13 protein-coding genes are annotated in these 22,935 nt (G+C 63.0%); 3 read left to right on the forward strand and 10 right to left on the reverse strand.

What is annotated here, in order from left to right:
• Window positions 1–25 precede the first annotated feature (25 nt).
• A complete protein-coding gene (locus AC07VL_RS08935; RefSeq protein WP_494805517.1) occupies window positions 26–460 on the forward strand; it encodes a DUF695 domain-containing protein in 435 nt (144 codons plus the stop codon).
• Here AC07VL_RS08935 and bla read toward each other — a convergent pair whose 3' ends face one another.
• Both bla and AC07VL_RS08945 read right to left on the reverse strand, forming a co-directional pair.
• Window positions 461–1,354: a class A beta-lactamase gene (gene bla, locus AC07VL_RS08940; protein WP_494805518.1), complete on the reverse strand. Its 894-nt coding sequence runs from the start codon at window positions 1,352–1,354 to the stop codon at window positions 461–463. It abuts the gene before it with no gap.
• Complete coding sequence (locus AC07VL_RS08945; RefSeq protein ID WP_494805519.1) at window positions 1,347–4,028, reverse strand: hybrid sensor histidine kinase/response regulator; 2,682 nt, start codon at window positions 4,026–4,028, stop codon at window positions 1,347–1,349. Before AC07VL_RS08945 ends, bla begins: the two co-directional genes overlap by 8 nt.
• A 525-nt stretch (window positions 4,029–4,553) precedes the next feature.
• Here AC07VL_RS08945 and AC07VL_RS08950 point away from each other — a divergent pair.
• Complete coding sequence (locus tag AC07VL_RS08950) at window positions 4,554–6,785, forward strand: TonB-dependent receptor (RefSeq protein ID WP_494805520.1); 2,232 nt, start codon at window positions 4,554–4,556, stop codon at window positions 6,783–6,785.
• A gap of 195 nt (window positions 6,786–6,980) precedes the next feature.
• On the opposite strand, the gene gluQRS is transcribed toward AC07VL_RS08950, so the two are convergent.
• From gluQRS to AC07VL_RS08990, 8 genes are all read right to left on the reverse strand, one after another.
• Window positions 6,981–7,907, reverse strand: coding sequence for a tRNA glutamyl-Q(34) synthetase GluQRS (gene gluQRS, locus AC07VL_RS08955; RefSeq protein WP_494805521.1), 927 nt, complete (start codon window positions 7,905–7,907; stop codon window positions 6,981–6,983).
• Between the two features lie 191 nt (window positions 7,908–8,098).
• On the reverse strand, window positions 8,099–8,731 hold the full coding sequence (locus AC07VL_RS08960; protein WP_494805522.1) for a hypothetical protein: 633 nt from the start codon (window positions 8,729–8,731) through the stop codon (window positions 8,099–8,101).
• The gene (locus AC07VL_RS08965; protein WP_494805523.1) at window positions 8,728–13,683 is read right to left on the reverse strand and encodes an RHS repeat-associated core domain-containing protein; all 4,956 of its coding nucleotides are present in this window, start codon (window positions 13,681–13,683) and stop codon (window positions 8,728–8,730) included. The genes AC07VL_RS08960 and AC07VL_RS08965 overlap by 4 nt, the downstream gene beginning before the upstream one ends.
• Window positions 13,673–14,977 carry a DUF2169 family type VI secretion system accessory protein gene (locus tag AC07VL_RS08970; protein ID WP_494805524.1) on the reverse strand — a complete coding sequence of 435 codons (1,305 nt, stop codon included), beginning with the start codon at window positions 14,975–14,977 and terminating at the stop codon, window positions 13,673–13,675. Before AC07VL_RS08970 ends, AC07VL_RS08965 begins: the two co-directional genes overlap by 11 nt.
• Before the next feature lie 2 nt (window positions 14,978–14,979).
• Window positions 14,980–17,118, reverse strand: a complete 2,139-nt coding sequence (locus AC07VL_RS08975; protein ID WP_494805525.1) for a type VI secretion system Vgr family protein — start codon at window positions 17,116–17,118, stop codon at window positions 14,980–14,982.
• A gap of 76 nt (window positions 17,119–17,194) precedes the next feature.
• Entirely contained in the window at window positions 17,195–18,238 is a 1,044-nt protein-coding gene (tssG, locus tag AC07VL_RS08980) for a type VI secretion system baseplate subunit TssG (RefSeq protein ID WP_494805526.1), read from the reverse strand.
• Window positions 18,202–20,052, reverse strand: coding sequence for a type VI secretion system baseplate subunit TssF (gene tssF / locus AC07VL_RS08985; RefSeq protein WP_494805527.1), 1,851 nt, complete (start codon window positions 20,050–20,052; stop codon window positions 18,202–18,204). The genes tssG and tssF overlap by 37 nt, the downstream gene beginning before the upstream one ends.
• Before the next feature lie 78 nt (window positions 20,053–20,130).
• On the reverse strand, window positions 20,131–20,943 hold the full coding sequence (locus tag AC07VL_RS08990) for an outer envelope protein (protein WP_494805600.1): 813 nt from the start codon (window positions 20,941–20,943) through the stop codon (window positions 20,131–20,133).
• 427 nt (window positions 20,944–21,370) lie between these two features.
• On the opposite strand from AC07VL_RS08990, the gene AC07VL_RS08995 reads away from it, so the two are divergent.
• Window positions 21,371–22,885 carry an ABC transporter ATP-binding protein gene (locus AC07VL_RS08995; RefSeq protein WP_494805528.1) on the forward strand — a complete coding sequence of 505 codons (1,515 nt, stop codon included), beginning with the start codon at window positions 21,371–21,373 and terminating at the stop codon, window positions 22,883–22,885.
• Window positions 22,886–22,935 lie beyond the last annotated feature (50 nt).

A 22,935-nucleotide genomic window follows, 5' to 3' on the forward strand; every position in this document is an offset into this window, starting at 1 on the left:
TGATCCTTTTTTGACTGTTGCAACCATGAACCAGAATTCCACTTCCGCCCGCAGCTGGGGCACCATCGTCACGCATAGCGACGAGATGGCCATCATTTACCGCTACGTCGACGCTTTCCACGACGACTGGGACCTGTCGTCGCAGCCGGACCGCATCATCATCGCCTGGCGCTACGAAGACGAGACGGGCATGCCCGCGCCGAACGAGCGCGAGCACATGGAAGAGCTGGAAGCGGCGCTGGCGCCCGTGGTGGAAGAGGATGGCTTTGCCACCCTGGCCCTCGTGTCGACGGGCGAAAACCTGCGCGAATGGATTTACTACACGCAGTCGGGCGAGGAATTCTTCAACCGCCTGAACACGGCGCTGGCGCCGCGTCCGAAGTTCCCGATTGAAATCCGCAGCGCGGCCGACCCCGCCTGGTCGACTTACGCGGGTTTCATGGCGGCATTACCGAAGTAATTACGCCAGCGCGGCCGTCACGATGCGCGTGGCGGCCGTGATGATGTCCTGGTTGGTGTCCGCATTCTTTTGCTCGCGCGTGTAGTACACGGCGATCACCAGCGGCGCACCGCCGGCCGGGTAGGCGACGCCGATGTCGTTGATGCTGCCGTAGGCGCCCGAGCCTGTTTTATCGGCCACCTGCCAGCCGGCCGGCACGCCGGCGCGGATGCGCTGGTCGCCCGTGGTGTTGCCACGCATCCAGCTATCGAGCTGCTGGCGCTGCGGCGCCGGCAAGCTATTTTCCAATAACAATTGCTGCAGGCTGTGCGCCATCGACGCAGGGCTGGCCGTGTCGCGCACGTCGCCCGGGATAGCGCTGTTGAGTTCCGTTTCCCAGCGCTCCAGCTGGAACACCGTATTGCCGATGCTGCGCGCAAACGCCGTCACGGCTTGCGGCCCGCCTAATAGTTTCATCAGGAAATTGGCTGCGCTATTGTCGCTGTATTGCAAGGCAGCGGCGCACAGCTCGGCCACCGTCATGCCGTCGGCCAGATGCTTTTCCGTAATGGGCGAATAGGTGACCAGTTCTTTTTTCTCGTAACGCAGGCGCTGCTCCAGCAAGCCCGGCTGGCCGGCGCTGCGGGCCAGCACGGCGGCGGCCAGCATGGCCTTGAAGGTGCTGCACAGGGGAAAGCGTTCATCGCCGCGGTGGCTCACGCGCCGCTCGCTGTCCGTGCGCCAGGCGGCCACGCCCAGGCGTCCGCCGGCCGCCTGTTCCAGCGCGGCCAGCTGCGCTGCCGCGCCGGCGGTGGAAACGGCAGGCGCGGCGAAGAGCTGCGGTGACGGGAGCAGCAGGGCGGCGCCACCCGCCAGCAGCAGGTGGCGGCGGAGGTGGTTCAGGGATTCAGTCATGGTCTGCAGGTGTTGGTGGGGTGGAAAGGGTGGCCAGCAGTTCGCCGATGGCGAGCAGGTTGGCCGGCTTGGTCAGATGGTGGTCGAAGCCGGCCGCGCTCGACTGGCTACGGTCGTTTTCGGCGCCCCAGCCCGTCAACGCGACGAGCACGACGGCGGCGCCGGCCGGCGTCCGGCGCAAGGCGCGCGCCACGTCGTAGCCGCTCATGCCGGGCAGGCCGATATCGAGGAAGATGACGTCAGGCAAGAACTGCGGCGCCACGGCGAGGGCTTGCGCGCCATCGTGCACCACTTGCGTGGCATGGCCCATCATGTCGAGCACGGCCGCGAGGGTATCGGCCGCATCGACGTTATCGTCCACCACCAGCACGCGGAAACGCCGGCCGCTGGCAGGCGCGGCCGGTACGGCGGCTGCCGGGCCGGCGGGCGTCTCCTGCTGCGGCGCCAGCAGGGGCAGGCGCACGCTGAAGGTGCTGCCCAGGCCGGCGCCGGGACTGGCCGCCGTAGCGCTGCCGCCATGCAGCTCGGCCAGGCGTCGCACCAGCGACAGGCCGATGCCCAGGCCGCCCTGGGCGCGGCCCATGTTCTGGCCCACCTGCGTGAACATGTCGAAGACGGTGGCGATGGATTCGGCGGGGATGCCCACGCCGCTGTCCTTGACCTCGATCAATGCCTGCGCGCCGTCGCGCCGCGCGCGCAAGGTGATGCGGCCGCCTGCGGGCGTGTACTTGGCGGCATTGTTGAGCAGATTGCCCAGCACCTGCGCCAGGCGCGTGGGATCGGCATCGAGCGGCAGCGGCTCGTCGGCAAGCTGCACCTGCAGTTGGTGGCGGCTCGCTTCGATCAGCGGCATGCTCGTTTCCACGGCGCTGGCGATGATGGCTTTCAAGTCCACGCGCTCGAGCCGCAGTTCGATCTGCCCCCGCGTGATGCGGGCCACGTCCAGCAAGTCGTTGACCAGATGCACCATCTGGTTGACTTGCCGCTCCATCACGTCGCGCACGCGCGCCACGGTGGCGGGCTTGTCGGCCGCTAGGCGCATGATCTGCAAGCCGTTGCGGATGGGCGCGAGCGGGTTGCGCAGTTCGTGCGCCAGGGTGGCCAAAAATTCCGTCTTGCGCCGGTCCATCTCGGACAGGTTGTCGGCCAGCTGGCGCAGTTGCTGCTCCGAGCGCTTGCGCTCGCTGATGTCGCTGAACAGCACCGTCAGTAAACGGCTGCCGGGGCCGCCCAGGCGCGCGGCGAAGACTTCGAACCAGCGCTCCATCGCCACGGCTTCGTTTTCGTAGCGCACGGGCTCGCCCGTCTTGACGACCTGGTCGTACAGGTCGAACCAGTGCTGGTCATGGTCGGGCACGAAACTGCGGATGGTCTTGCCGATGGCGTCTTCCAGCCCGGACTGCTTGACGAAGGCGGGATTGCCTTCCAGGTAGCGGAAATCCACGGCGCGGCCTTGCTCGTCGTACAGCATTTCGATGACGCAAAAAGCCTGGTCCATCAGCTCGATCAGGGTGCGGTAGCGTTCCTCGCTGCGGCGCAGCGCATCTTCCACCTGTTTCTGGCGCGTGATGTCGAGCAGCACGCCGGGCAGTTGCAGGGGCGTGCCGTCGGCCGCGTACTCCACGCGGCCCCGCGCGATGACCGAGCGGTACTGGCCATCGCCGGCGGCGACGCGGTAGCTGGCCTCGAACGGCGCATGCGCCTGCAGTGCGTGCGCAATCTGCGCGCCGACTTGTTCGCGGTCATCGGGATGGATGATGTCCAGGTAGCGCGCCAGCGGCGCGGCCGCGGCCGTACCGGCATCGATGGGGAACAAGCGCGCCATATTGCTGTCGGCCGTGACCCTGTCGGCGACGATGTCCCAGTTCCAGGTGGCCACTTCGCCGGCCGCCAGGGTCAGGCGCAGGGTTTCTTCATTGTGCTTGCTGGCCGTCAAGTCGAGCGAGATGCCGGACAGGGCGATCACGTTGCCGGCGCCGTCGCTGGCGCAGGTGCCGCGCATGTGCGTCCAGTGCAGCGAGCCATCGGGCCAGCGCACGCGGATGTCGATCTCGAAATCGCTGGCGCTGGCGATCGCCGCGTGCACCACGGTCTGCCAGTGCTGCAGGTCGCCGTCGAGCATGGCCGCCGTCAGTTGCGCGTAATCGATGCTGCCGGCAGGGGGCAGGCCCAGGTTGGCCATGAAGGCGGCGGAGCACGTCATGCTGCCGCTGCCCAGGTCGATTTCCCACGTGCCCATGCGCCCGCCCTGCATGGCCAGGCGCAGCCGCTGTTCCGTCTGGCGCTGCTGCGTCACGTCGCAATGCGAGCCGAGCCATTCAAGCACCGTGCCGTCGGGCGCGCGCACGGGCAGCATGCGCACGATGACGTTGCGGTAGGCGCCGCTGACGTGGCGCAGCCGGTATTCCGTCTCGAACACGGTGGTCAGCTCGGTTGGCATGACGTAGGGCAAGTTGCGGTCGTCGGGATGCAGGGCATTGACCCAGCCACGGCCCATCAGCTCCGCTTCGCTCTGGCCCGTGTAGGCGCGCCAGGAAGGCTGGTCGGCGTCGAACAGGCCAAAGGTTTTCGTGCTCCAGACGATGTCGCAGTGCGCGCCCAGCAGCAGATGCGCGGCCTGGGCGGCGGTAGGGGAAGATGGCTCGGTATGGCTGTGCTGGCTGCGTTCGGGCATGGGTAGGGTCGTTATGGTGCGGTGCGGCGCCGCTGCACCGGAATGTGGCAGCAGGGCATGCTCAAGTACGGCGATATTACAGTCAAATGCCGGCGCAGGCGTGTCTTTCAGGGCGCCGGTGGCGCAAGTTCAGCGCCGTGCCAAAACGCCGGCACAGCCCGCGAAAAATGGATAAAAGAACAATATTCTAGCCGTAGTGTGGCTGAATAACCACTAGTCAGCCGTTAATGTTAACGAATAAATATTTTACATAACAATATTCTTGCGGCGCATAAGCCGCGTGAAATAAAGTGGCGCCTTACTGAAAAGTTGGCGTTCATCAGACATCCCAGAGATGCGGCCGGAACCGCTGTCAGCCCATGTGACAGCCAGGACAGAGCCAGTGACGCCGAGAGCGGGGAGACATCCGCTCGCGCTGCTGCACCAGGATGGTGCAAACGATCGTCCAGCGCCGTACACATTCCGGAGACAGGTTGCAAGAAAGACAGATTTCGCAATTCTTTTTTTAAACTTCTGGGAAACAACATGATCAAAATGTCCAAGATGCACAAGCGTTTGTGCGCCAAAAGCGCCACCATGCTGGCATTGTCCGCGGCCTTGCCTATCGGCTCGGCGTACGCTGACGAAGTCGCTGCTGATACGGCGCCTGCCGCCAGCCAGCTGGAAACCGTGACCGTCACGGCACAGCGTCGCAAGGAAAATATCCGCGACGTCCCCGTGTCTGTTTCGCTGCTGCGCGACGAGAAGCTCGACGTGCTGGTATCCGGCGGACAAGATATCCGCATGTTGGCCGGCAAGGTGCCGAGCCTGAACGTGGAATCGTCGAACGGCCGCACCTTCCCCCGCTTCTACATCCGCGGCTACGGCAATACCGACTTCAACATTTTTGCATCGCAACCTGTTTCCCTGATTTACGACGATGTGGTGCAGGAAAACCCCATCCTCAAGGGTTATCCGATTTTCGACGTGGCCGGCGTGGAAGTGCTGCGCGGCCCGCAAGGCACCCTGTTTGGCCGTAACACCCCGGCCGGCGTGGTCAAGTTCGAATCCGTCAAGCCCAACCTGGACAAGGTCGAAGGCTATTACAACGTGTCCACGGCCACGCACAATACGAGCAACTTCGACGGTGCCGTCAACGTGCCGCTGAGCAAGGAATGGGCGCTGCGCTTCTCGACCCTGCGCCAGCACCGTGACGATTACGTCGACAATACTTTTACCGGCCAGAAAGATGCGCTGGATGGCTACAACGAACACGCCGAACGCGTGCAACTGCTGTACGCGCCGAACACCACCTTCAATGCCCTGTTCAACGTGCATCAACGCAATACCACGGGCAGCGCGCGCGTGTTCTACGCCAACATGATCAAGCAGGGCACGAACGACATCGTCGACGGCTTCGACCCGACCAAGTCGTTCACGAATGCGCCGAACTTCCAGCACCTGCGCACCAACGGCGCCAGCGCGCGCCTGAGCTGGGACCTGGACGGCGTCAAGCTGTACTCGATCACCGGCTTCGAGCACGTGGGCAGCTATGTGTCGCACGGCGACATCGACGGCGGCGCGCCGACGGGCCCGGGCTTCATTCCCTTCCAGGTTGAAACGGCCGGCGGCATCACCAGCGTGAAGCAGTACTCGCAGGAATTCCGCGCCGAATCGAAGAATGCCGGTCCGCTCAACTGGCAGGCAGGCGTGTACTACTTCAACGAAGACGCCAACGGTTTCTCGGACACCTTCGACACCAACACGCATGTGCTGGCCTCGCACCTGGCCAGCCGCCAGAAGAACACGGCCTGGGCCACGTTTGGTTCCGTCAACTACGCCGTCAACGACGACTTCATGCTGCGCGCCGGCTTGCGCTACACCAAGGACAAGAAGGACTTCAACACGGTGGAAGCGAACAACATCGTGCAGGTCAATCCGACCAGCGCCGATGTCAGCAAGGCCAAGGTCAACTGGGACCTGAGCGGCACGTACAAATACAACAAGGACGTGAACTTCTACGGCCGTATCGCCACCGGTTTCCGCGCGCCAAGTATCGCCCCCGCCAGCACCAGCGTGCCCGTCACCGTGGCCGATGCGGAAACCATCACCTCGTATGAAGCGGGCATCAAGGCCGACCTGTTCGACCGCCGCGCCCGTGTCGCGTTCAGCGTGTATGACTACCAGGTGAAAAACCAGCAGCTGACCGTGGTCGGCGGCACGTCGAACGTGACGCGCCTGATCAACGCCGCGAAGACGAACGGCCGCGGCGCGGAACTGGAACTGGAAGGCTTCGTCACGCCTAGCCTGAAGATGTCGCTGGGCGGCAGCTACAACTTCACGGAGATCAAGGACCCGAGCCTGTCGATCGCCACCTGCAATCCATTGCGCTGCACCGTGACGGACCCGAAAAACGCGGCCGGCAACGCCATCATCGACGGCAACCCGCTGCCGCAAGCGCCGAAGTGGACGATCACCGCCACGGGCCGCTATTCGATCCCGATGGAAAACGGCGAATTCTTCGTCTTCACGGATTGGGCGTACCGCAGCAAGATCAACTTCTTCCTGTATGAGGCAACCGAGTTCACCGGCAAGCCGATGGTCGAAGGCGGCTTGCGCGTGGGTTACACCTGGGATGCCGGCAAGTATGAAGTGGCCGCGTTTGGCCGCAACATCACCGACACCAAGCGTATCACGGGCGCCATCGACTTCAACAACCGCACGGGCTTCATCAATGAGCCACGTCAATTTGGGGTGCAATTCAAGGGCAACTTCTAAGAACACATAAGCAAACCTGCTGCGCGCCGTGATTTGCGGCCGGCGATGCTCACTGTGCTAAAGCACAGCTGCGCTTCTCGGCCGCAACTCACCGCCGCTCGCTACGGTTTTCTTAAGTGTTCGGTTCCAGGCGCCGGCCATGTGCTGGCGTCTGCATTGCTACCCGCCCGGCTCGCGCCGCAGCGGGTATTTTTTTTATGCCCGCTCGGGCAGGCGCGCCAGCCGCTGCGCCCAGGCGGGCACGGCTTGTCGCCAGAAATCTTCCACGTTGTCGGCGCGCACGTCGAGACCGAGGAAGCGGGCCGCCGGCAGCAGCGCCGACGCCAGCAGTTCTGCCGCATCGGTGCCCGTATCGAAGGCGAGGGCGCCCGTCTGCTTCGACAGTTTCTCGCCGCTGTCATTAGTGACGACAGGCACGTGCAAAAAGCCCGGATGGGGCAAGCCCAGCACATCCTGCAGATACAGCTGGCGCGGCGTGGAGTCGAGCAGATCCGCCCCGCGCACCACCTGCGTGATGCCCTGCGCGCCATCATCGACCACGACGGCCAGCTGATACGCCCAAAAGCCGTCGCCGCGCAGCACGATGAAGTCGCCCACTTCGCTGGCCAGGTCTTGCCGTTGCGGACCCGCCCAGCGGTCGGTAAAGCCGTACACGGCTTGCGGCCCCTGCGGCACGCGCAGCCGCCAGGCCCGCGCCGCCTTGCCCGGCGCCAAGCCGTGGCGGCAGGTGCCCGGATACACGGCAGCTGCGCCCTTGGACCCGCCCGCCCGCAGCACCGAATCCTGGATCTCCTTGCGCGAACAGCCGCACGCATACACGAGGCCATCGTCCTGTAACTGTTTCAGCGCCGCCTCATACAGCGGCAACCGCTTGCTCTGCCACGTCGCCTCGCCATCCCAGTGCATGCCGCAGCGCCGCAGGCTGGCCAGGATACCCACATCGGCACCCGCGACATTGCGGTCATAGTCCAGGTCTTCGATACGCAGCAGCCACGTGCCCTGATGCACCTTGGCATCGAGATAACTGGCCATGGCGGCTACTAGCGAGCCCATGTGCAGGGGACCGGAGGGGGAGGGGGCGAAGCGGCCGATGTAGGGAGGGTTTCCGTGTAAGGATATCATTCAGGAAAAATAGAATCAGGAAAATAGTAAAAACATAAAATTAATGCTTCCATATTAAGTATCGCTGATGAAATGGTTCAAGTCAAACTTGCTGGAGGGTGTTGTGCTGATGCATTACTGCAGTCGAGTGTATTTAAATTGAAAATTTTTTCAAATTGGTGATTTGTGAAATATTGCCAGAATTAATATTTTTATTTCATGGAGATTTTCATGATTGATAATACGTAATTTAATATTTCATTTGTTTTTTTGTTTCTGATGTTGGATTTTATTTTTTTTTCAATAAAAGATAGCATTTCGGAATTTGTGCAGCTTGATATGTGCATATCTATTGCATCTGAAATATTGTGATCTATTTCTTCATCCTCTAGAATTTTTAGAAGTATTTCAATTGCTTTGTGATTGTTTTTCTTGTATAGATAGTATTCTGATGCTATTAATTTCAGTGCGTTAGATTTGCTTGACGTCAGGTTGTGAATTATTTTCTTAAAATCTTCATTATTTGACTTTAGTAATACATATGCTATCGCATGACGTAGTTCATTTGAGATAATTTGATGTCCTTCAAAGGTATAAATTTTTTGCGTTTCTTGTTTTGAAATATTGAGTATTTTTTCTATTGGGTCTATTTCAAAAAGCAAACTCCAGACAATTTCTTTGTCTTTTTCGGAATTTCCAATTTTCTTTATAATTTCAATTTGTTCTTTGGTTAATTCATTTTCGGTTTCCTTTTGTTTAAGTATTTTTAGTATGTTTTTAATATCTAAGTTGTCCATGTTTTCTGAGTTTGATGCTGTATTTTTTATTGAGGTATTTTTCATCATTTTAATTTTCCCTTTTTTATCTCAATATGCATTCCTTTAAAATCACCCTGCATCGCGATGTTTCCAGTATCGTCGCATAAGAGTGATCCGGAAAGCCTTGGAGGCCCATAATTTCCGTTTGATACGCTGGACGTAGGGACAATTTCTTTATGGGCGTGCGGTACTTCATCAGCACGTCCTAGTGGTGGTGAGCGACTTTCCGCTGGATCAATTCGCACTGATGCTGTATATCCGTCCGGCAGATTTTTTGTCCAGACTTGTCCTGCTGTATTTGATCCTGTTGCATTATTTCTGGAACCTACCATCGTGTATCCTCTGTTCCGTAAAATATTTCTGATCTTGCTGGGGAGCATGTTGTGCAATGCGGGCAAGTTTCTTATTTCGTCCGCGGCACTGATGATGACTTTGCATTTTGCCAGCCCTAGAGGGTCGTTCCAGTGGATGGGGTTTTGTGCGTACGCATAACCATTCAGTCCGCCGGAAAGACCGATCGGGTCTTGGCTGACATAACGCCCACAATTCGGTTCATAATACCGATTACGGTTGTAAAACAGCCCCGTTTCCCCATCCTCATACTGCCCCTGAAACCGCAGCGGCTGGTCGATTTCTCCCTCGACGTGCAGCAAACGCCCCCATGCCTTGTAGCGCCCGCTCCAGACCACGTTCCCTTGCGCATCCGTCAGTTCGCGTGGCGTGCCCAGGTGGTCGCAGTGGTAGTGGGTGATGCGGTCGTGTGCTGCCGCGTCGTCGGCTGCCGCCAGGGTACGCTGCCATGCCGACACATGCAGCGCTTCGGTGTCCGCCTGTTCTTGCGCAATCACGGTCTGCAGTTCGGCGTCGTGGCGGGTGGCCGGTAAATTCCATTGCACGACGCGCGGCAGGTGGACCGCGCTTGCCTGGCGGCGGGCTGGCGAAGCGATCCTGGCCAGCGGCACGAAGCTGTCCGGCTCGTACAGGTATGTGACCGTCTCTTCGTGTCCAAGTTCCTGCGCCAGCGTGTCGCCGTCCCAGACGAAGAAGGTGGTGGTGGCGTTCGTGCGGGCGGGCTGGTCTTTGCTGATGTCTTGCTGCTTGCTCCAGCGTGCTTCTTCTACCCGCTTGGCGATGCGGCGGCTGAAGGCGTCATAAAAGTAGCGGGCGCGGTGGCGCGACTGGTGTTCCGTCCTGCTGGCGTGGCTGAGGCGGTTTTCGGCGTCGTATTGCAATTCGAGGTCGCTCCAGGTCGACTCTCTGCCTGGAGGATGGAAGCGCTTGCCGGTGGCATTGCCTTGCTCGTCGTAAGCGTAGTCGGTATCGCCGTAGTTGTTCACGACGTTGCCGGGTGCGGGAGCCTTGTCGATCAGATTGCCTGCGGGGTCGAAGGCGAAGCGTTCCGCCAGGCCCGGCTGCACGGCGGCAAGCAGCTGGCCGACGGGATCGTAGGCATAGCTGAGTCTGCCAAGCGGGCCGGCCGCGGTGGCGCCCGTTTGAAAGATGGTGGTCAGGTTGCCCTGCGCATCGTATTCGAAGCGGCGTTCGCGCACGGGGGCGGGTGCGTCGGCGCCGCGTGCGAGGGTCAGTTGCGTGAGCCGCGATTGCGGATCGTACTGGCGCGTGGCGAGCAAGCCGCTGCTGCCCAGCTGTCGCTGTCTTTCGCGGTGCAATTTGTCGCGCTCGACATCGACCACGGTCTGGCCCTGCCATAGCACGCCATGCCAGTGGCCGGAACCGTAGCGCAGGGTATCGATGCGGCGGCCGTTCGGCAAGACCGTCTGGATACGGTTGCCCAGTTCGTCATAGGCGTGCGTCATGACAAAGCTGGCATCCGGCACGCGCGGGGCGTTGGGCAGCCTGCCGGCGTCGGGCAGGGATTGCAGGAAATATGCGCTGCGCTCTTCGGTCAGCTGGCCCAGCGCATCGTGGGCAAAGCGCTGTTCCGCTTGCGGCGCGGATACGGCCGTCAGCCGCCCCAGCGCATCGTAGGCGTAGCGCACCACGCCATCCGCCGTGGTCTTGACGGATAACAAACCGAGTGCGTCGCGCAGTAGTTCCGTGCGCTGGCTGCCGCACTCGGTGGCGCTCAGGTTGCCGGCCTGGTCATAACTGTATTGCGTGCGCTTGCCGTCGAAGCCCGTTTCCGACGTCAGCCAGCCTTCCGCGTGATACGCGAGCCGGTAGCTTTCACCCTTGGCGTTAATCAATTCTGTCAGTTGCAGTGCGGCATCGTAGCGGTACTGCACCGTCTGGCCGATGGCGTCCGTGCGTTCCACGGGCAAGCCCTGGCCGTTGTAGCGGTAGCGCGTCTGCTGGCCGGCGCCATCCTCGTGCAAGACCAGATTGCCGTCCGCATCGTAGGCGTACTGTTCCCGCATTTGATCGGGCGCCGTGAGGCGGATCAGGCGGCCCAGCGCGTCATATTCGTAGCGGGTGGCATGGCCCAGCGCATCGCGGGTCGTTTCCAGCCGACCCAGTGCATCGTAGGCATATTCGCTGGTGTGGCCGGAGCAATCCGTATAGGCGGTCAGCCAGCCCTGGCGGTTGTACTGAAAATGCTTGCTGCCGCCTCTGGCGTCGATCAGTTCTACCAGCTGGCCGCGCTGGTCGTAGCGGTAGCGCGTGACGTGGCCCAGCGCATCGGTGATGCTGACGGGGCGGCCTGCCGCATCGTATTCGCGGCGTGTGATATTGCCCAGCGCATCCGTGAAGGCGACGGGCTGGTTCTGGCCGTCGTAGTCGATGTTGCTGCTGTGCCCCTTGGCATCGGTGCTGCGGGTCAGGTTACCGGCGGCATCGTAGGCGTAGCGCGTGGCGGCGCCGGTGGCGGCTATATCAGCCAGCAGCATGCCATCGCGGTCCCATTCGCGCCGGCCCAGCGAGGCGGCCTTGCCGTCGATCACGCGGCGCACTTCGGTGACCAGCCAGTTGGCGTCGAATGTGTATTCGAGGATGCCGCCGTTTTCCGTGACGCGGCTCGTGTCGTTGTCCACATAATCGATGCGCGTGTGCTCGCTGCCATCCCGGGCGCGCGTGGCGATGGCGCGCGCCTGGTAGCTGTTGGCCACAGTGATGGGATGGCGCTGCGCCAGTTCCTGTTCGCTCAATGGAGAGCCGCGCCAGCGGGCGCGCAGCGCGTCCAGGCTGATCCATTCCAGTTCGTACGTAAAACCCGTGTAGCTGCTGCACGACGTGAGCAGGTGGTGACGATAGCTGTAGCGGCGCGTGTCGCCCAAGGCATTCGACTGGCTGATCAGGTTGTGGCGGGGCGCGAAGGGCGGCTGGGCATCGTCCGTTTCGCTGGCATAGGCGTAGCGGACATGGCAGAGTCGGCTGCCGTCCGCCAGCACTTCGTCAACCCGGCCGATGCGGGGGGACTGTTCCGTCTCTCCGCGCATGGCTTCGAGCATGCCGCCATCGTCGCTGCGCAGGCGCAGCAGCACTTCGCCCGGTCTGGCCTCCATGAAACGGCCGATGCTGATGCCGCGTCCATCGCGTCCTTCGCTGCGCACGAGCGCAAAACGCTGTGTGGCAATCGGCGCCGACGGGGCAAGCATGGCGTTGACGCCGTCGTAGCCGTGCGGTAGCCAGCCGCCTTCAGCGCGCGCGTAGCGGTCGCTGCTGCCGTCGCGCCACAGCATGGTAAAGGTGTCGGTGCCGTCGCGCGTCAGCGTAAAACCTTCCTTGCGGCTGTCGTGCTGCTGGCCCGGTGCCAGGCCAGGCAGGCGCAGGGCGCGGCCGCTGTCGTCGTGAAACACGATGCCGGCGTCGCTCAGCGACAGGCTGGTGGTGTAGGGCGTGGACCAGCGCGCGCCCAGCAAGCCCCAGTCTTCGCATTCGGCGCCGGAGCGGTAACAGCGCGTCCAGGCGATGGGGATGCTGCGCTCGAGCGCGAAATCCGTCTGGTACAGGATTTCCTGGCCCGTGCCGAAATGCACGGGCTTGCGGCCCTTGACGGGTTTTTTGGCGGGGCCGCTATCTTTCGGGCAGCAGTCGGACGGCGGCTCCGATTTCGGTTCCTTCTTGCCGCGGCTCTTGCCGTCGTCACCGCCGTTTTTTGGAGGAGGTTTGTCGAGTTTTGGGGGCGGCTTGTCCGGTTTCTTGCCGACCAGCTTGTCCTTGACCTTGTTGATGGTCGACGCCGTTTTTTTGCCGAGAAACTTGCTCAGTATTTTTCCGCCAGGAACCTTGCTGAATACTGCCGCCTGCAATACGTTGCCGGCGATATTCATGCCTTTGTCCGCAGCGGTGCTCAGTAGATCTGGTGTCTTGCCTGTCAATATGTAGTCGGCCGCCTGGTCTAGCACCGTGGCAGAGGCTTCCACTGCCGTTCCACTGGCAACGGTCGCCGTGCCGGCAACGGCGCCTGCTGCCGCCCCCGCTTCCATCGCGGCGGCAACGGGGGCGCCCACTCCCGTTGCCGCCACGCCAACGCCAGCCACACCCAATACGGCGCTGCCTGTCAGGACGGCGCCGCCCGCGTCCACCAGGTCTTCGGCGGCGCCATGCATTTTCTTGGAACCATGATCCTTGTAGTCTTGTGCCGCCTCCCGTATCGCCGCCTTCAGTTCCTTGAGCACGGGTTTCGCCGCCTCCGCACCCCGCTCGTAAATCCTGCCCACGGTATTGCGCGAATTCATCCATACTTCGCGCCCCATCTGCACCAGGCTGGCGCCGTTGGCGCGGTGGATGGGGCTGGCGACCTTGGTGTCGACCTGCTTGCCGACGGTGCCGCTCTTGACGCCGCCCGCCTTGCCGGCCGCGTCGCCCTTGACGGTGGGAATGATGCTGCGCTGGTGCAGGATGACGGGCTCGCTGTGCGACTTGACGTTGGGCGAGGCGTTCTGTGCTTCCGAGAATTCACCGATGATGTTGTAGGGAATAGGGGGCGTGCTGGAGCCGACGGGCGTCTTGCAAATGTCGGGGCTGAGGCTGACGCAATAGAAGCGCGAAGCCTTGGTGACGGTTTCATTTGTCATCGTCTTTACCTTGCCCGGCCGCCTTGCCCAGTGCTTCCTGGGTCTGTTCCAGCAGTTCGATGCGCGCGATCTGCGCCGGCTCCATCACGTGCAGCAGGCGCGACGCGACTTGGCCCGCGTCGGCCGGCACGATGGCGCGCCACACCAGTTCCACGCTGGCGGCCTCAGGGTCGATCAGTACCGTATCGATGGCCAGGCGCCAGACGAGCAACTGATCGTTCTTGTCCGCTAGCAGCAGGCACATCACTTGTTGCGGCAAGGCGAAGCGCAGCACCGTGTTGCCGCGCGGGTCGATGCGGGCCGACGGATGGTCGTGGCGGCACAGGTTGGTCAGCGTAAATTGTTCCAGTCCCGCCAGGTGCGGGCATTGCTGGTCGGGTGGCGTGCTGTTCCAGTAGGCGAAATCGAAGTCTTCCGGTAACAAGGGGACTTCATCGGCACCCCATGTGTCCTTTTCCACGATGTGTCCGGCCAGCGCGCGGCGCGGCAGCCAGCCTCGGCCGATAACGGCCAGCCCCGCCGGCGCCGGTAAATCCTCGCCGCCCGCGCCTTGCCAGAACTGGGCGGCCGTGCACGGCAGCGACGGCTGCGTGATGCGGGGGGCGGGCACCTCATCGATATGTTTTCCATCCAGATACCAGTGCCGCGCAAAACCGCGTCCCAGCGGATTGGCCTGGCAGGAATCGTGTTGCGCCGCGTTGCAGTCGTCGGCCTCGATGCGGCATTGCCCGCCATAGGCGTAGGCGTAGTGCAGCGGCAATTGCAGGAACGGTTCAGGCGTGGACAAGTGCCACGGATTGGGCCGCAGCAAACCCGCCGTGGCGACGCGGGCGCAGCCTTGCGCCAGGCGGGTGAGGATGCTTTTCTTGCGGAAGGCACGCTCGCCGCACACCTGCAAGGTCTTGTCGATCAGGGTCTTCTTTTCCGACTGCACCTTCAAATTGACGAGAAATTGCGGCATGGCCTGCCCGCGCGGCGCGTGCGCCACGCCATTGACGATCACGTCGCAGCGCGGCTTGTAGGGCGCGAAGTCGCTCTCCTGCACCGTGCCCGCCTGCGTGTCGCCGTGCAGGTGCCGGTCTTCCGTGGCCAGCGGCGACTGGCGCGCCATGGGCTGCAGGCTGGCCAGGCCATCGGCGCCGCAAGGCCCCAGGGTGTAGCCCATGCGCGCCACCACCACGTGAAAGGCTGCGCCAAACTGGTCGACCATGTCGAACTGGCTGGCCGCATGCGGCGTGCGGTTGTCGAAGAGCAGGTTGGGGATGTTGAAATGGGCTGTGCCGGCGTCGTTCATCGTCAGCCCGGATTGTTGTCGATGTCGTCGCCGTGGATCTGCACCTTGGACCTGCCGCGGATGATGATTTCATCGGCAACCAGTTCAATGCGTCCCGGCGTGATGGTAATGCTCGACGTGCCTACCGTCATCGTGTGCGAATCGGTGGCCGTGAGCGTGCTGTCGGCGCCGACGATGACGCTTTTCGCCAGGCCGATCTGCTCCGCCTGCGCCAGCACCACGGTGGTGTTCATGGCGCCGATGACGGTGGTCTGGTAGGCGGCGCCGATGGTCAGCACCTTGGCCAGGCCGATCGTTTCGTCCTTGGCCAGGGTCACCCGTTCCGAGCGGTGGCCGTCGATCTGCACCTGTTCGTTGCCACCCACGTGTTCTCGGCGGTTGTCGCCGATGTCGATGTGTTCGTCGTGGTCCACACGCTCCCTGCGGTTGTTGTGCACGGTGATGTCTTCATCGCGGTCCACCGTCTCCGTGCGGTCGCGCTTGACGTGCACGGTTTCATCGCGGTCGACGGTTTTGCGCCGGTCGTTGCCGACCCAGTGCGACTCGTCATGCTCGACTTCGATGCGCTGGTCCTTTTCCGCATGCAGCCACAGTTCTTCCGCATCCTTGCGGTCTTCGAAGCGCAGGGCGTTGGCATGCGCGGCGGCCCCCTTTTTTGACGAGCGGCTCAGCATGCCGCTTTGCGTCTTGTTGGCCGGCAAGTCCCACGGCGGCATGTTGCGCGCGTTGTAGACGCAGCCGATGATGATGGGCATGGCGACGTTACCGTCGAGAAACTGGACGGCCACTTCCATGCCCACCCGGGGCAGGCTGATGTGGCCGAAATTCGGGCCGGCCCAGTTCGATATCACCCTTATCCAGGGCGAGCTCTTGTCGTCGAAGGTACCGAGTCGGTCCCAGTGGAATTGCACCTTCACCCGTCCGTAGCCGTCCGTATGGATTTCCTCGCCGGGAGGCCCGACCACGGTGGCCGTCTGCACGCCGTAGATCTTCGGTTCGCGGCTATGGAAGTTGCGGCCGGGGCGCCAGGGGATGTCGCGGGCAATGCACGTAAATGTGTTGCTGTAGTGTGAAGTGGCGTTGCGTCCCTGCTGATAGTTGTTGCTGGCGTAGTGGTGCACGGACAGGATCAGGTATTCGTTGGCTGCGCGGTCGAAATGCCCGCCCAGGGTGAACCAGCGTCCCGGTTGCGCCGTGCGGTCGTTGCCCTGCGCCTCGAACAGCTGCCCCTGGGCATCCACCTCTTCCATGCGGCGCTGGGCCAGTTGCTCGCCATCGTCGATGTTTTTAAAACCGTAGCTACCCGTGTTTTCATACATTTCCAGAGACGGCACGGCGCCTTGCCTGTTCAGCGAGTCGCGGCTGGCGCGGGCGCTGCGGGGATTCTTGAAATTGAAGCTGGCCACCGTCATCTGGCTCGGGGCCATGCGCCGCACCGTGCTCCATTGATGCACGCCGTCGTCTTCCAGCGAACCCGCCTGGTGCTGGAAGGGCATTTCGCTCAGTTCACCGTCGATGGCCTGGCCGGTGGTGCTGTCGTCGGACAGCCACAAGGTGTGGCCGTCGTAGCGGTGTTCGTAGCGGTAATGCCATCCCAGCTGCTCCCAGTGGCGGTGCAGCAGATTGTGGTCGCTCTCGTTGTGCTGGCAGGTGTAGGTGATGGCGGGGTCCAGGCCGCTGGCGGCCAGCCTGTAGTCGCGCATCAGGTAGTCATCAAACACCTTGTCCGTCAGCGCCGCCACGGTCAGGCCGTGGAAGGCGACATTGTTTTGCCGCAAGCGCAGGTGCGACAGCCATGGCTCCAGCACCATTTCATAAAAGGCGAAGCCGCCGTCCGTGCGGATGAAACGGAACTCGAACACGTAACCATTGAAGTAGCGCAAGCTGCCATCTTCGCGCACCAGTTCGACGGTCGCCATCTTGCCCATCAGCTTGTCGGGCGCGATGCAGGCGTCGTCGGAAAGCACTTCCAGGACATAGGAAAAATCGCGCGACAGGCTTTCGCTGGCGCTCAGACTGTTGGCAAGCAGGGTGCTGGCGGGCGCATCATCGTGCGGGAAATGCAGCCGCAGCAGGCGCTGGCCCTGCATGTCGCCCACGAGCTGGGCGAGCGCCGCCATCGTATCTGGGAACAGACTCATCACGCATCGCTTCACGGTAAGGATCGTTGGCTGACTGTAACAATCGCTGGCACAGGCGTTTTGCGCAGCCGCAAGGTCAATCGTTGAGCGAAGGCATCAATTGCATTTCGTAATGCATGTCATCGCGGTGGCGCGGCGTGGCTGGATTGCCGAGGAAACTGTTGCAGCCGAGTCCGCCTTGTCCGCTGGCCGGCAGGGACAGGCCGTGCACGTCGCTGGCGTGCAGCACCAGCACGATGTCGTAGCGCAGCAGCGGATGGCCGAACAGCATCAGCATCTGCCGCAGCGCCTTGCTGGCCGGCGCGCGTGGCAGGAAGCTGGCGTGCTGGGCTGCGGTGAGCGGGCCGATGCGCAGGCACACGGCCAGGTCGGGGCGGTGGCAGCGTGTGCCCACGATGGCGCGCCGGCCCAGTACGGCGTTTGCGCCGCCCAGCGCCGTTTGTTCGCGCGGCGCCAGGGCCGTCATGGCGCCCGTCGTTTCCTGCACGTGAAACGGCACGCCGAAGTGGTCGGCGAGGATGCGCGCCATGGCGATGGACGAGATGTTGCGTTGCTGTAGCAAGCCGCTGTACAGACCGATGGCTTCGTCTTCGCCGCCGCCGGGACGACAGCCTGCCAGGGCCAGCAAGCTGGGCAGGAAGGCCTGGCGCAAGGGGCCGTGTTCGATGCGGTATTTGCGCCAGGCCTGGTAGAACAGGGCGATGGCGCGGCTGGAAAACAGGTCGAGAAAGGCGCGCGGGGCGTGGTCGCGCTCGTCGTGCTGGTGGGCTGCGATGCGTTCCGAATAGTGGCTGGGCAAGACGCCGTTGCTGCCCAAGAGCCCCATGAAAGCGGGCGTGAGGTGCAGCTGCCGCAGCCGGCCGGACAGCAGCGCCTGCAGCAGGGTATCGGCATCGGCGCAACCCTCCGTTGCCAGCGCTTCGATCTGGCTGGCCGGAAAGTGCAGCGAGATGCTGTTGTCGAAGCGTATGAGGTTTGCCAGCGCCGTGTCTTCATCGACGCCGTGTTCACCCAGCCACGCCAGCAGCAGGTGCAGGGCCTGGACGCACTCGAAGCGCTGCGGTGCTGCGAGCAGCCGGTTGATCAGGCTGGCGTCGTTTCGGCGGAGCAGGCTGGGCATCGTATGAGTTCCTCGCCGCTGCGCGCAGAGAGCAGCGACAGTTGGCTAAAGCAGTTGAGCTGGCTGTTCATGGCGAAATAGCGCTGCAGCACCTGCGCGAAGATGTACACGCTGCTGCCGACAAAGGCGTGCTCGTCGATGCCCAGGCGGATGGCGATGCCGGGCATCAGGGTGGGAAACGGGACGGTTGGCATCCAGTCGCGCGTGCTGCCGTGCCCGAGCGTGACGATGCCCTGGATCAGGCCTTGCGTGGCGGGCGAGCGGGGCAGGTCGTACAGGCTGAGCATTTTCTGGAATTCGCCCAGTCCCGTCTGCGTCAGACTGGAGAAATTGAGCGACAGGTGAGAGATCAATCGCCACTGTGCGTCATTGTCCGTAGCGAAACGCATGCTGGCCGAGGGCTTGCGCAGGAAGCGCACGGGGATGCCGTCCGGCACCTCCTCGGCCAGCAAGTCGCCGCCGGGCAAGCCGTAGTGCAGTTGTGTGGGCAAGTCGCGGTTGCTGCACAGCAGCCGCGTCGAGACCGTGGCGCAGGCCGCGCTGCTGGGTGAAAACTGCGGGTCGATTAGGCTCAGGCGCATTTCATGGCCGGGGCTGACGGCCGCCACGGCTTCGTCGCGGCGCGCCAGCCAGTATTGGCCATGTTCCTGGTCCTGCCCGGCCTGCGAACCCCGCAGCGAGGCATACAGCGGCAGAAACGTACTCTGGCGCTCGCCGGCCGCATCCTTGCGCACGAGGGTGACGGCGTCGATGCTGTGGATGTCGTAGGCGAACGCATGCGTGGCGTCGGCCACCAGCGCATGGTCGGGCTGCGTATGCGCAAGGCGGATCGGCACGCCGGACTTGGCGAAGAGGTTGACGACGGGCGTGCAGCCCAGCAGCAGGTTGTTGCGGCTGACGCCGGACAGGAGCCGCGCTTCATGGCTGTCACTGCGCACGCCCTTGAGCGGCAGGTGCAGGGTGAACTGGCGACATTGCTTCGGCAGCAGGGTGGCCAGCCTGGACCAGTCGATATCGATGAAGTGGAATTTGTCCGGAAAGGCAAAGTATTCGGTCAGCAGGCGCAGGGCAGGATGCGAACGGGCGCAAAACGGGATCAGCGCATCGTCTTGCGCGTAGCCGGCCGGGGCCAGCGGCATGCCATCGACGGCCAGCCACGGGCTGCGCTCGTCCAGCGCCACGTACGCCCCCGCGCCGCGCAGGAACAGGGCGTCGAGCAGGGCCGCGCGCACGGATGGTTCGCCGTCGGCAAACACACGCAGATTGGCGAACCCCGCCTGGTCCAGATGGTAAAGATCGCTGCTGCTGGTGAACTCGATGCTGAGCAGGGCGCTGGCACCGGCGGGCAAGCGCAGGCCGGGCGGCGCATCGATGAGGGGCGAGAAATGCAGGCGTGTAATGGCCAGCGGCGCGAGGGTCACGTCATATGCGCTGGTGAACTTGCAGGCCACGCCCCGCACCGGCTGTGAGCGCAGCACGGTGCCGCGCGCAACGTGCGTCAGCTGGCCGCCGCCCGGCGCTTCTTCCTGGGCCATGCGGACGATGGAGCACGAGGGAAACGGCCGCAGGTAGTGCGGATACAGGGTTTCCAGTAGGGAATTGGTGAACTGCGGATAGGCGTCGTCAAGGCGCTTGGCAATGCGGGCCGTGAGCAGGGCGACGGACTGGATCAGCCGCTCGACATGCGGGTCTTCGCACTTCTCGCCGGCAATCAGTAGGCGCCCGGCCGCTTTCGGATAGCGGCTGGAAAACTCGCGCGTGTACTGGCGGAACAGGCCCAGCTCACGCTCGTAATACGGCAGCAGTTGTTCCACGGTCGCGCTCTCCGCCAGCTGGAAAGTTTAATGCTGGCATCAGGCGCGACGGTGGGTGTTGATGCGTGACAATGATTCTTAGAAATGGTACTCGGCGCGTATCATCGGTGTCTTCGCTGTCTGGCCCACGTTGCCGGTGGTGGCGGCCGAGTTGCCGAACTTGTTCTTCCAGTACTGGTACTCCAGGCCCACGCGGAAGGTGTTCTTGGCGCTGCCCAGGGCCGCACCCACGTCGTACATCACTTGCATGTCGATATTCGTTTCCACGGCCGTGTCGCGCCCCACCTCATCCTTGCCTTTTGAATCGATGAGGTTGAAGAAGCCTTCGAACGAGAACAGCGGCGACAGGGGGATGGCCCAGGCGCCCGTCAGCATGGCGTGCGTTTTATATGTGTAGCGGCCCGTCACCTGCGAGATGGGCGGGAAGGCGCCGCTGGGGGCATTGCTTTCGCGCAGCAACAGCAGGCTGGTGTTGAAGAAGCCGGGCACGTCCCACATCAGGGTGGGGCCGGCCACCAGCATGCGCTTGCGCGAGTTGTAGCCGACGTCATTTTTCGTGTTGACATCGAAGCCGAGGGTCACGCCGACGCCGCGCACGGGGCCGAACTGGATGTCGCTGCCGCGCACCTTGCCGATGTCGATGGTGTTGCGGTACACCAGATACGCCTCTTGTGCGCCGGACGTCTTGCCCAGTGCGCCGGGGTCCTTGCTGTCGGAGATCAGGAAGTCCAGGTTGACGAAATTGCTGCCGTATTTGTAGCCGCTGGCATGCGTGATGGCAAAGATGTTCTTCTTGATGTCATCGGGATTGAACGGTTCGCGGTAGTCGTTGCCGGCGCGCCAACTGAGCGCCGTATCGCTCCATTCGGCGGCCTGGGCGGTCGCTCCCAGGCCGAGGGTCGTGGCAAGGCATAGCAACAGACACGGTAGGTTTTTTGGCACTTTCGGCTCCTGGTGGCGGTGTGGGAAAACGGATGTTCGGGATGGCGGGGCGCGGTGTCCGCGCGCTGTTGCGGCGCGCCGTTCAATCCATGATGCGAGCATCGGCGCGCCTGACGATATGTAGTATTTGCATACTTACTATCATTCACTGCATATAATCATCGCACCTTCGCGGCCTTGCGGGGCAAGGCGGCTGCTGTAAAGCTGCTAATTTTTTTCAAAATTGTATACAGGTGTTGTTTTTTTGTGGAAATGAAAACAGGCGCCGCCACGCCACGCCCCCAAGTGCCGCGGATGCCGATACGATAGCGTTCAGACAGTGGCAGGGCCCGGTTTTTTTCCAATCGACAGACCGCAGCGAGGCACGAGAACGACGATGACGGCACGCCTGGAACTACGCGATATCAGCAAGCGCTATCCGTCCGTGGTGGCCAACGACGGCATCGACCTCACCGTCGCGCCGGGACAGATCCACGCCGTGCTCGGCGAAAACGGCGCCGGCAAATCGACCTTGATGAAAATCATCTACGGCGCCGTGCAGCCCGATGGCGGCCGCATCGCGTGGAATGGCCGCGAGGTGGACATCGCCAATCCGTCGGCCGCGCGGGCGCTGGGCATCGCCATGGTGTTCCAGCACTTTTCCCTGTTCGACACCTTGACGGTCACGGAAAACATCGCCCTCGGTTTGCCCGCCGGCACCAACATGACGGAGCTGGCGCAGCGCATCGAAGACACGGCGCGCCAGTACGGCCTGGACCTGGAGCCGCAGCGCCACGTGCATACGCTTTCCGTGGGCGAATGCCAGCGCGTGGAAATCGTGCGTGCCCTGCTGGCCAGGCCGCAATTGCTGATCCTCGACGAGCCGACGTCCGTGCTGACGCCGGGCGCCGTGGAAAAGCTGTTCGCTACCCTGCGTCAGCTGGCGGCCGAAGGTTGCAGCATCCTCTACATCAGCCACAAGCTCGACGAAATCCGCGCCCTGTGCCACACGTGCACGGTGGTGCGTGCCGGCAAGAACGTGGGCGTGTGCGACCCCTCGCAAGAGTCGGCGGCCAGCCTGTCGCGCATGATGATCGGCGCCGAGCCGCCCGCCGTCACGCGCGCGGCGCGCACGCCCGGCGCGGCCATGTTGAGCGTGCGCAATCTGCATTTGCCGAAGAGCCACCCGTTCGCCACGCAATTGATCGATATCCATTTCGACGTGCGCGCGGGCGAGATCGTCGGCATCGCGGGCGTGTCCGGCAATGGCCAGCAGGAATTGCTGGCCGCCCTGTCGGGCGAGGACCTGCGCGCGGCCGCCGCCAGCATCGTGCTGAACGGCACGCCGGCGGGCCGCCTGCCGCCGGGCCGCCGCCGCGCCCTCGGCTTCGGCTTCGTGCCGGAGGAGCGGCTGGGGCGCGGTGCCGTGCCCGACATGGCGCTGGCCGACAACGTGCTGCTGAGCTTGCAGACGCCCGCCACCATCCGCCACGGCTTCCTGCGCCACAAGGTCATCGCGCAGCGGGCGGCCGCCATCATCGCCCGCTTCCAGGTGAAGGCGGGCGGGCCGCAGGCGCTGGCGCGCAGCCTGTCCGGCGGCAACTTGCAGAAATACATAGTCGGACGCGAAGTCATGCGCGAACCCACCGTGCTGGTGGTGGCGCAGCCGACCTGGGGCGTGGACGTGGGCGCGGCCGCGCAAATCCGCGCCGAATTGCTGGCGCTGCGCGACGCCGGTTGCGCCTTGCTCATCGTGTCGGAAGAACTCGATGAATTGTTCGAAATCAGCGACCGCCTGCTGGTGATGGCGAAGGGAAAGATATCGCCCTCGCTGGACGTGGGCGAGGCCAGCGTGGATCTCGTTGGTCAATGGATGAGCGGGCTGTGGCCGCAGGAGGCTGCCCATGGTTAAGTTTGCCTTGCGGCTGGAAAAGCGTCAGGTGTACCCGAAGGGGACGGCCC

It is taken from the genome of Janthinobacterium sp. GW821-FHT03C08, from assembly GCF_059420905.1.

Coding starts and splice junctions, on each gene's coding strand:
- AC07VL_RS08945 (WP_494805519.1), bottom strand. CDS start 4,028: ATGCCCGAACGCAGCCAGCACAGCCATACCGAGCCATCTTCCCCTACC.
- AC07VL_RS08960 (WP_494805522.1), bottom strand. CDS start 8,731: ATGATGAAAAATACCTCAATAAAAAATACAGCATCAAACTCAGAAAAC.
- bla (WP_494805518.1), bottom strand. CDS start 1,354: ATGACTGAATCCCTGAACCACCTCCGCCGCCACCTGCTGCTGGCGGGT.
- gluQRS (WP_494805521.1), bottom strand. CDS start 7,907: ATGATATCCTTACACGGAAACCCTCCCTACATCGGCCGCTTCGCCCCC.
- AC07VL_RS08935 (WP_494805517.1), top strand. CDS start 26: ATGAACCAGAATTCCACTTCCGCCCGCAGCTGGGGCACCATCGTCACG.
- AC07VL_RS08950 (WP_494805520.1), top strand. CDS start 4,554: ATGATCAAAATGTCCAAGATGCACAAGCGTTTGTGCGCCAAAAGCGCC.
- AC07VL_RS08975 (WP_494805525.1), bottom strand. CDS start 17,118: ATGAGTCTGTTCCCAGATACGATGGCGGCGCTCGCCCAGCTCGTGGGC.
- AC07VL_RS08970 (WP_494805524.1), bottom strand. CDS start 14,977: ATGAACGACGCCGGCACAGCCCATTTCAACATCCCCAACCTGCTCTTC.
- AC07VL_RS08995 (WP_494805528.1), top strand. CDS start 21,371: ATGACGGCACGCCTGGAACTACGCGATATCAGCAAGCGCTATCCGTCC.
- AC07VL_RS08965 (WP_494805523.1), bottom strand. CDS start 13,683: ATGACAAATGAAACCGTCACCAAGGCTTCGCGCTTCTATTGCGTCAGC.
- tssG (WP_494805526.1), bottom strand. CDS start 18,238: ATGCCCAGCCTGCTCCGCCGAAACGACGCCAGCCTGATCAACCGGCTG.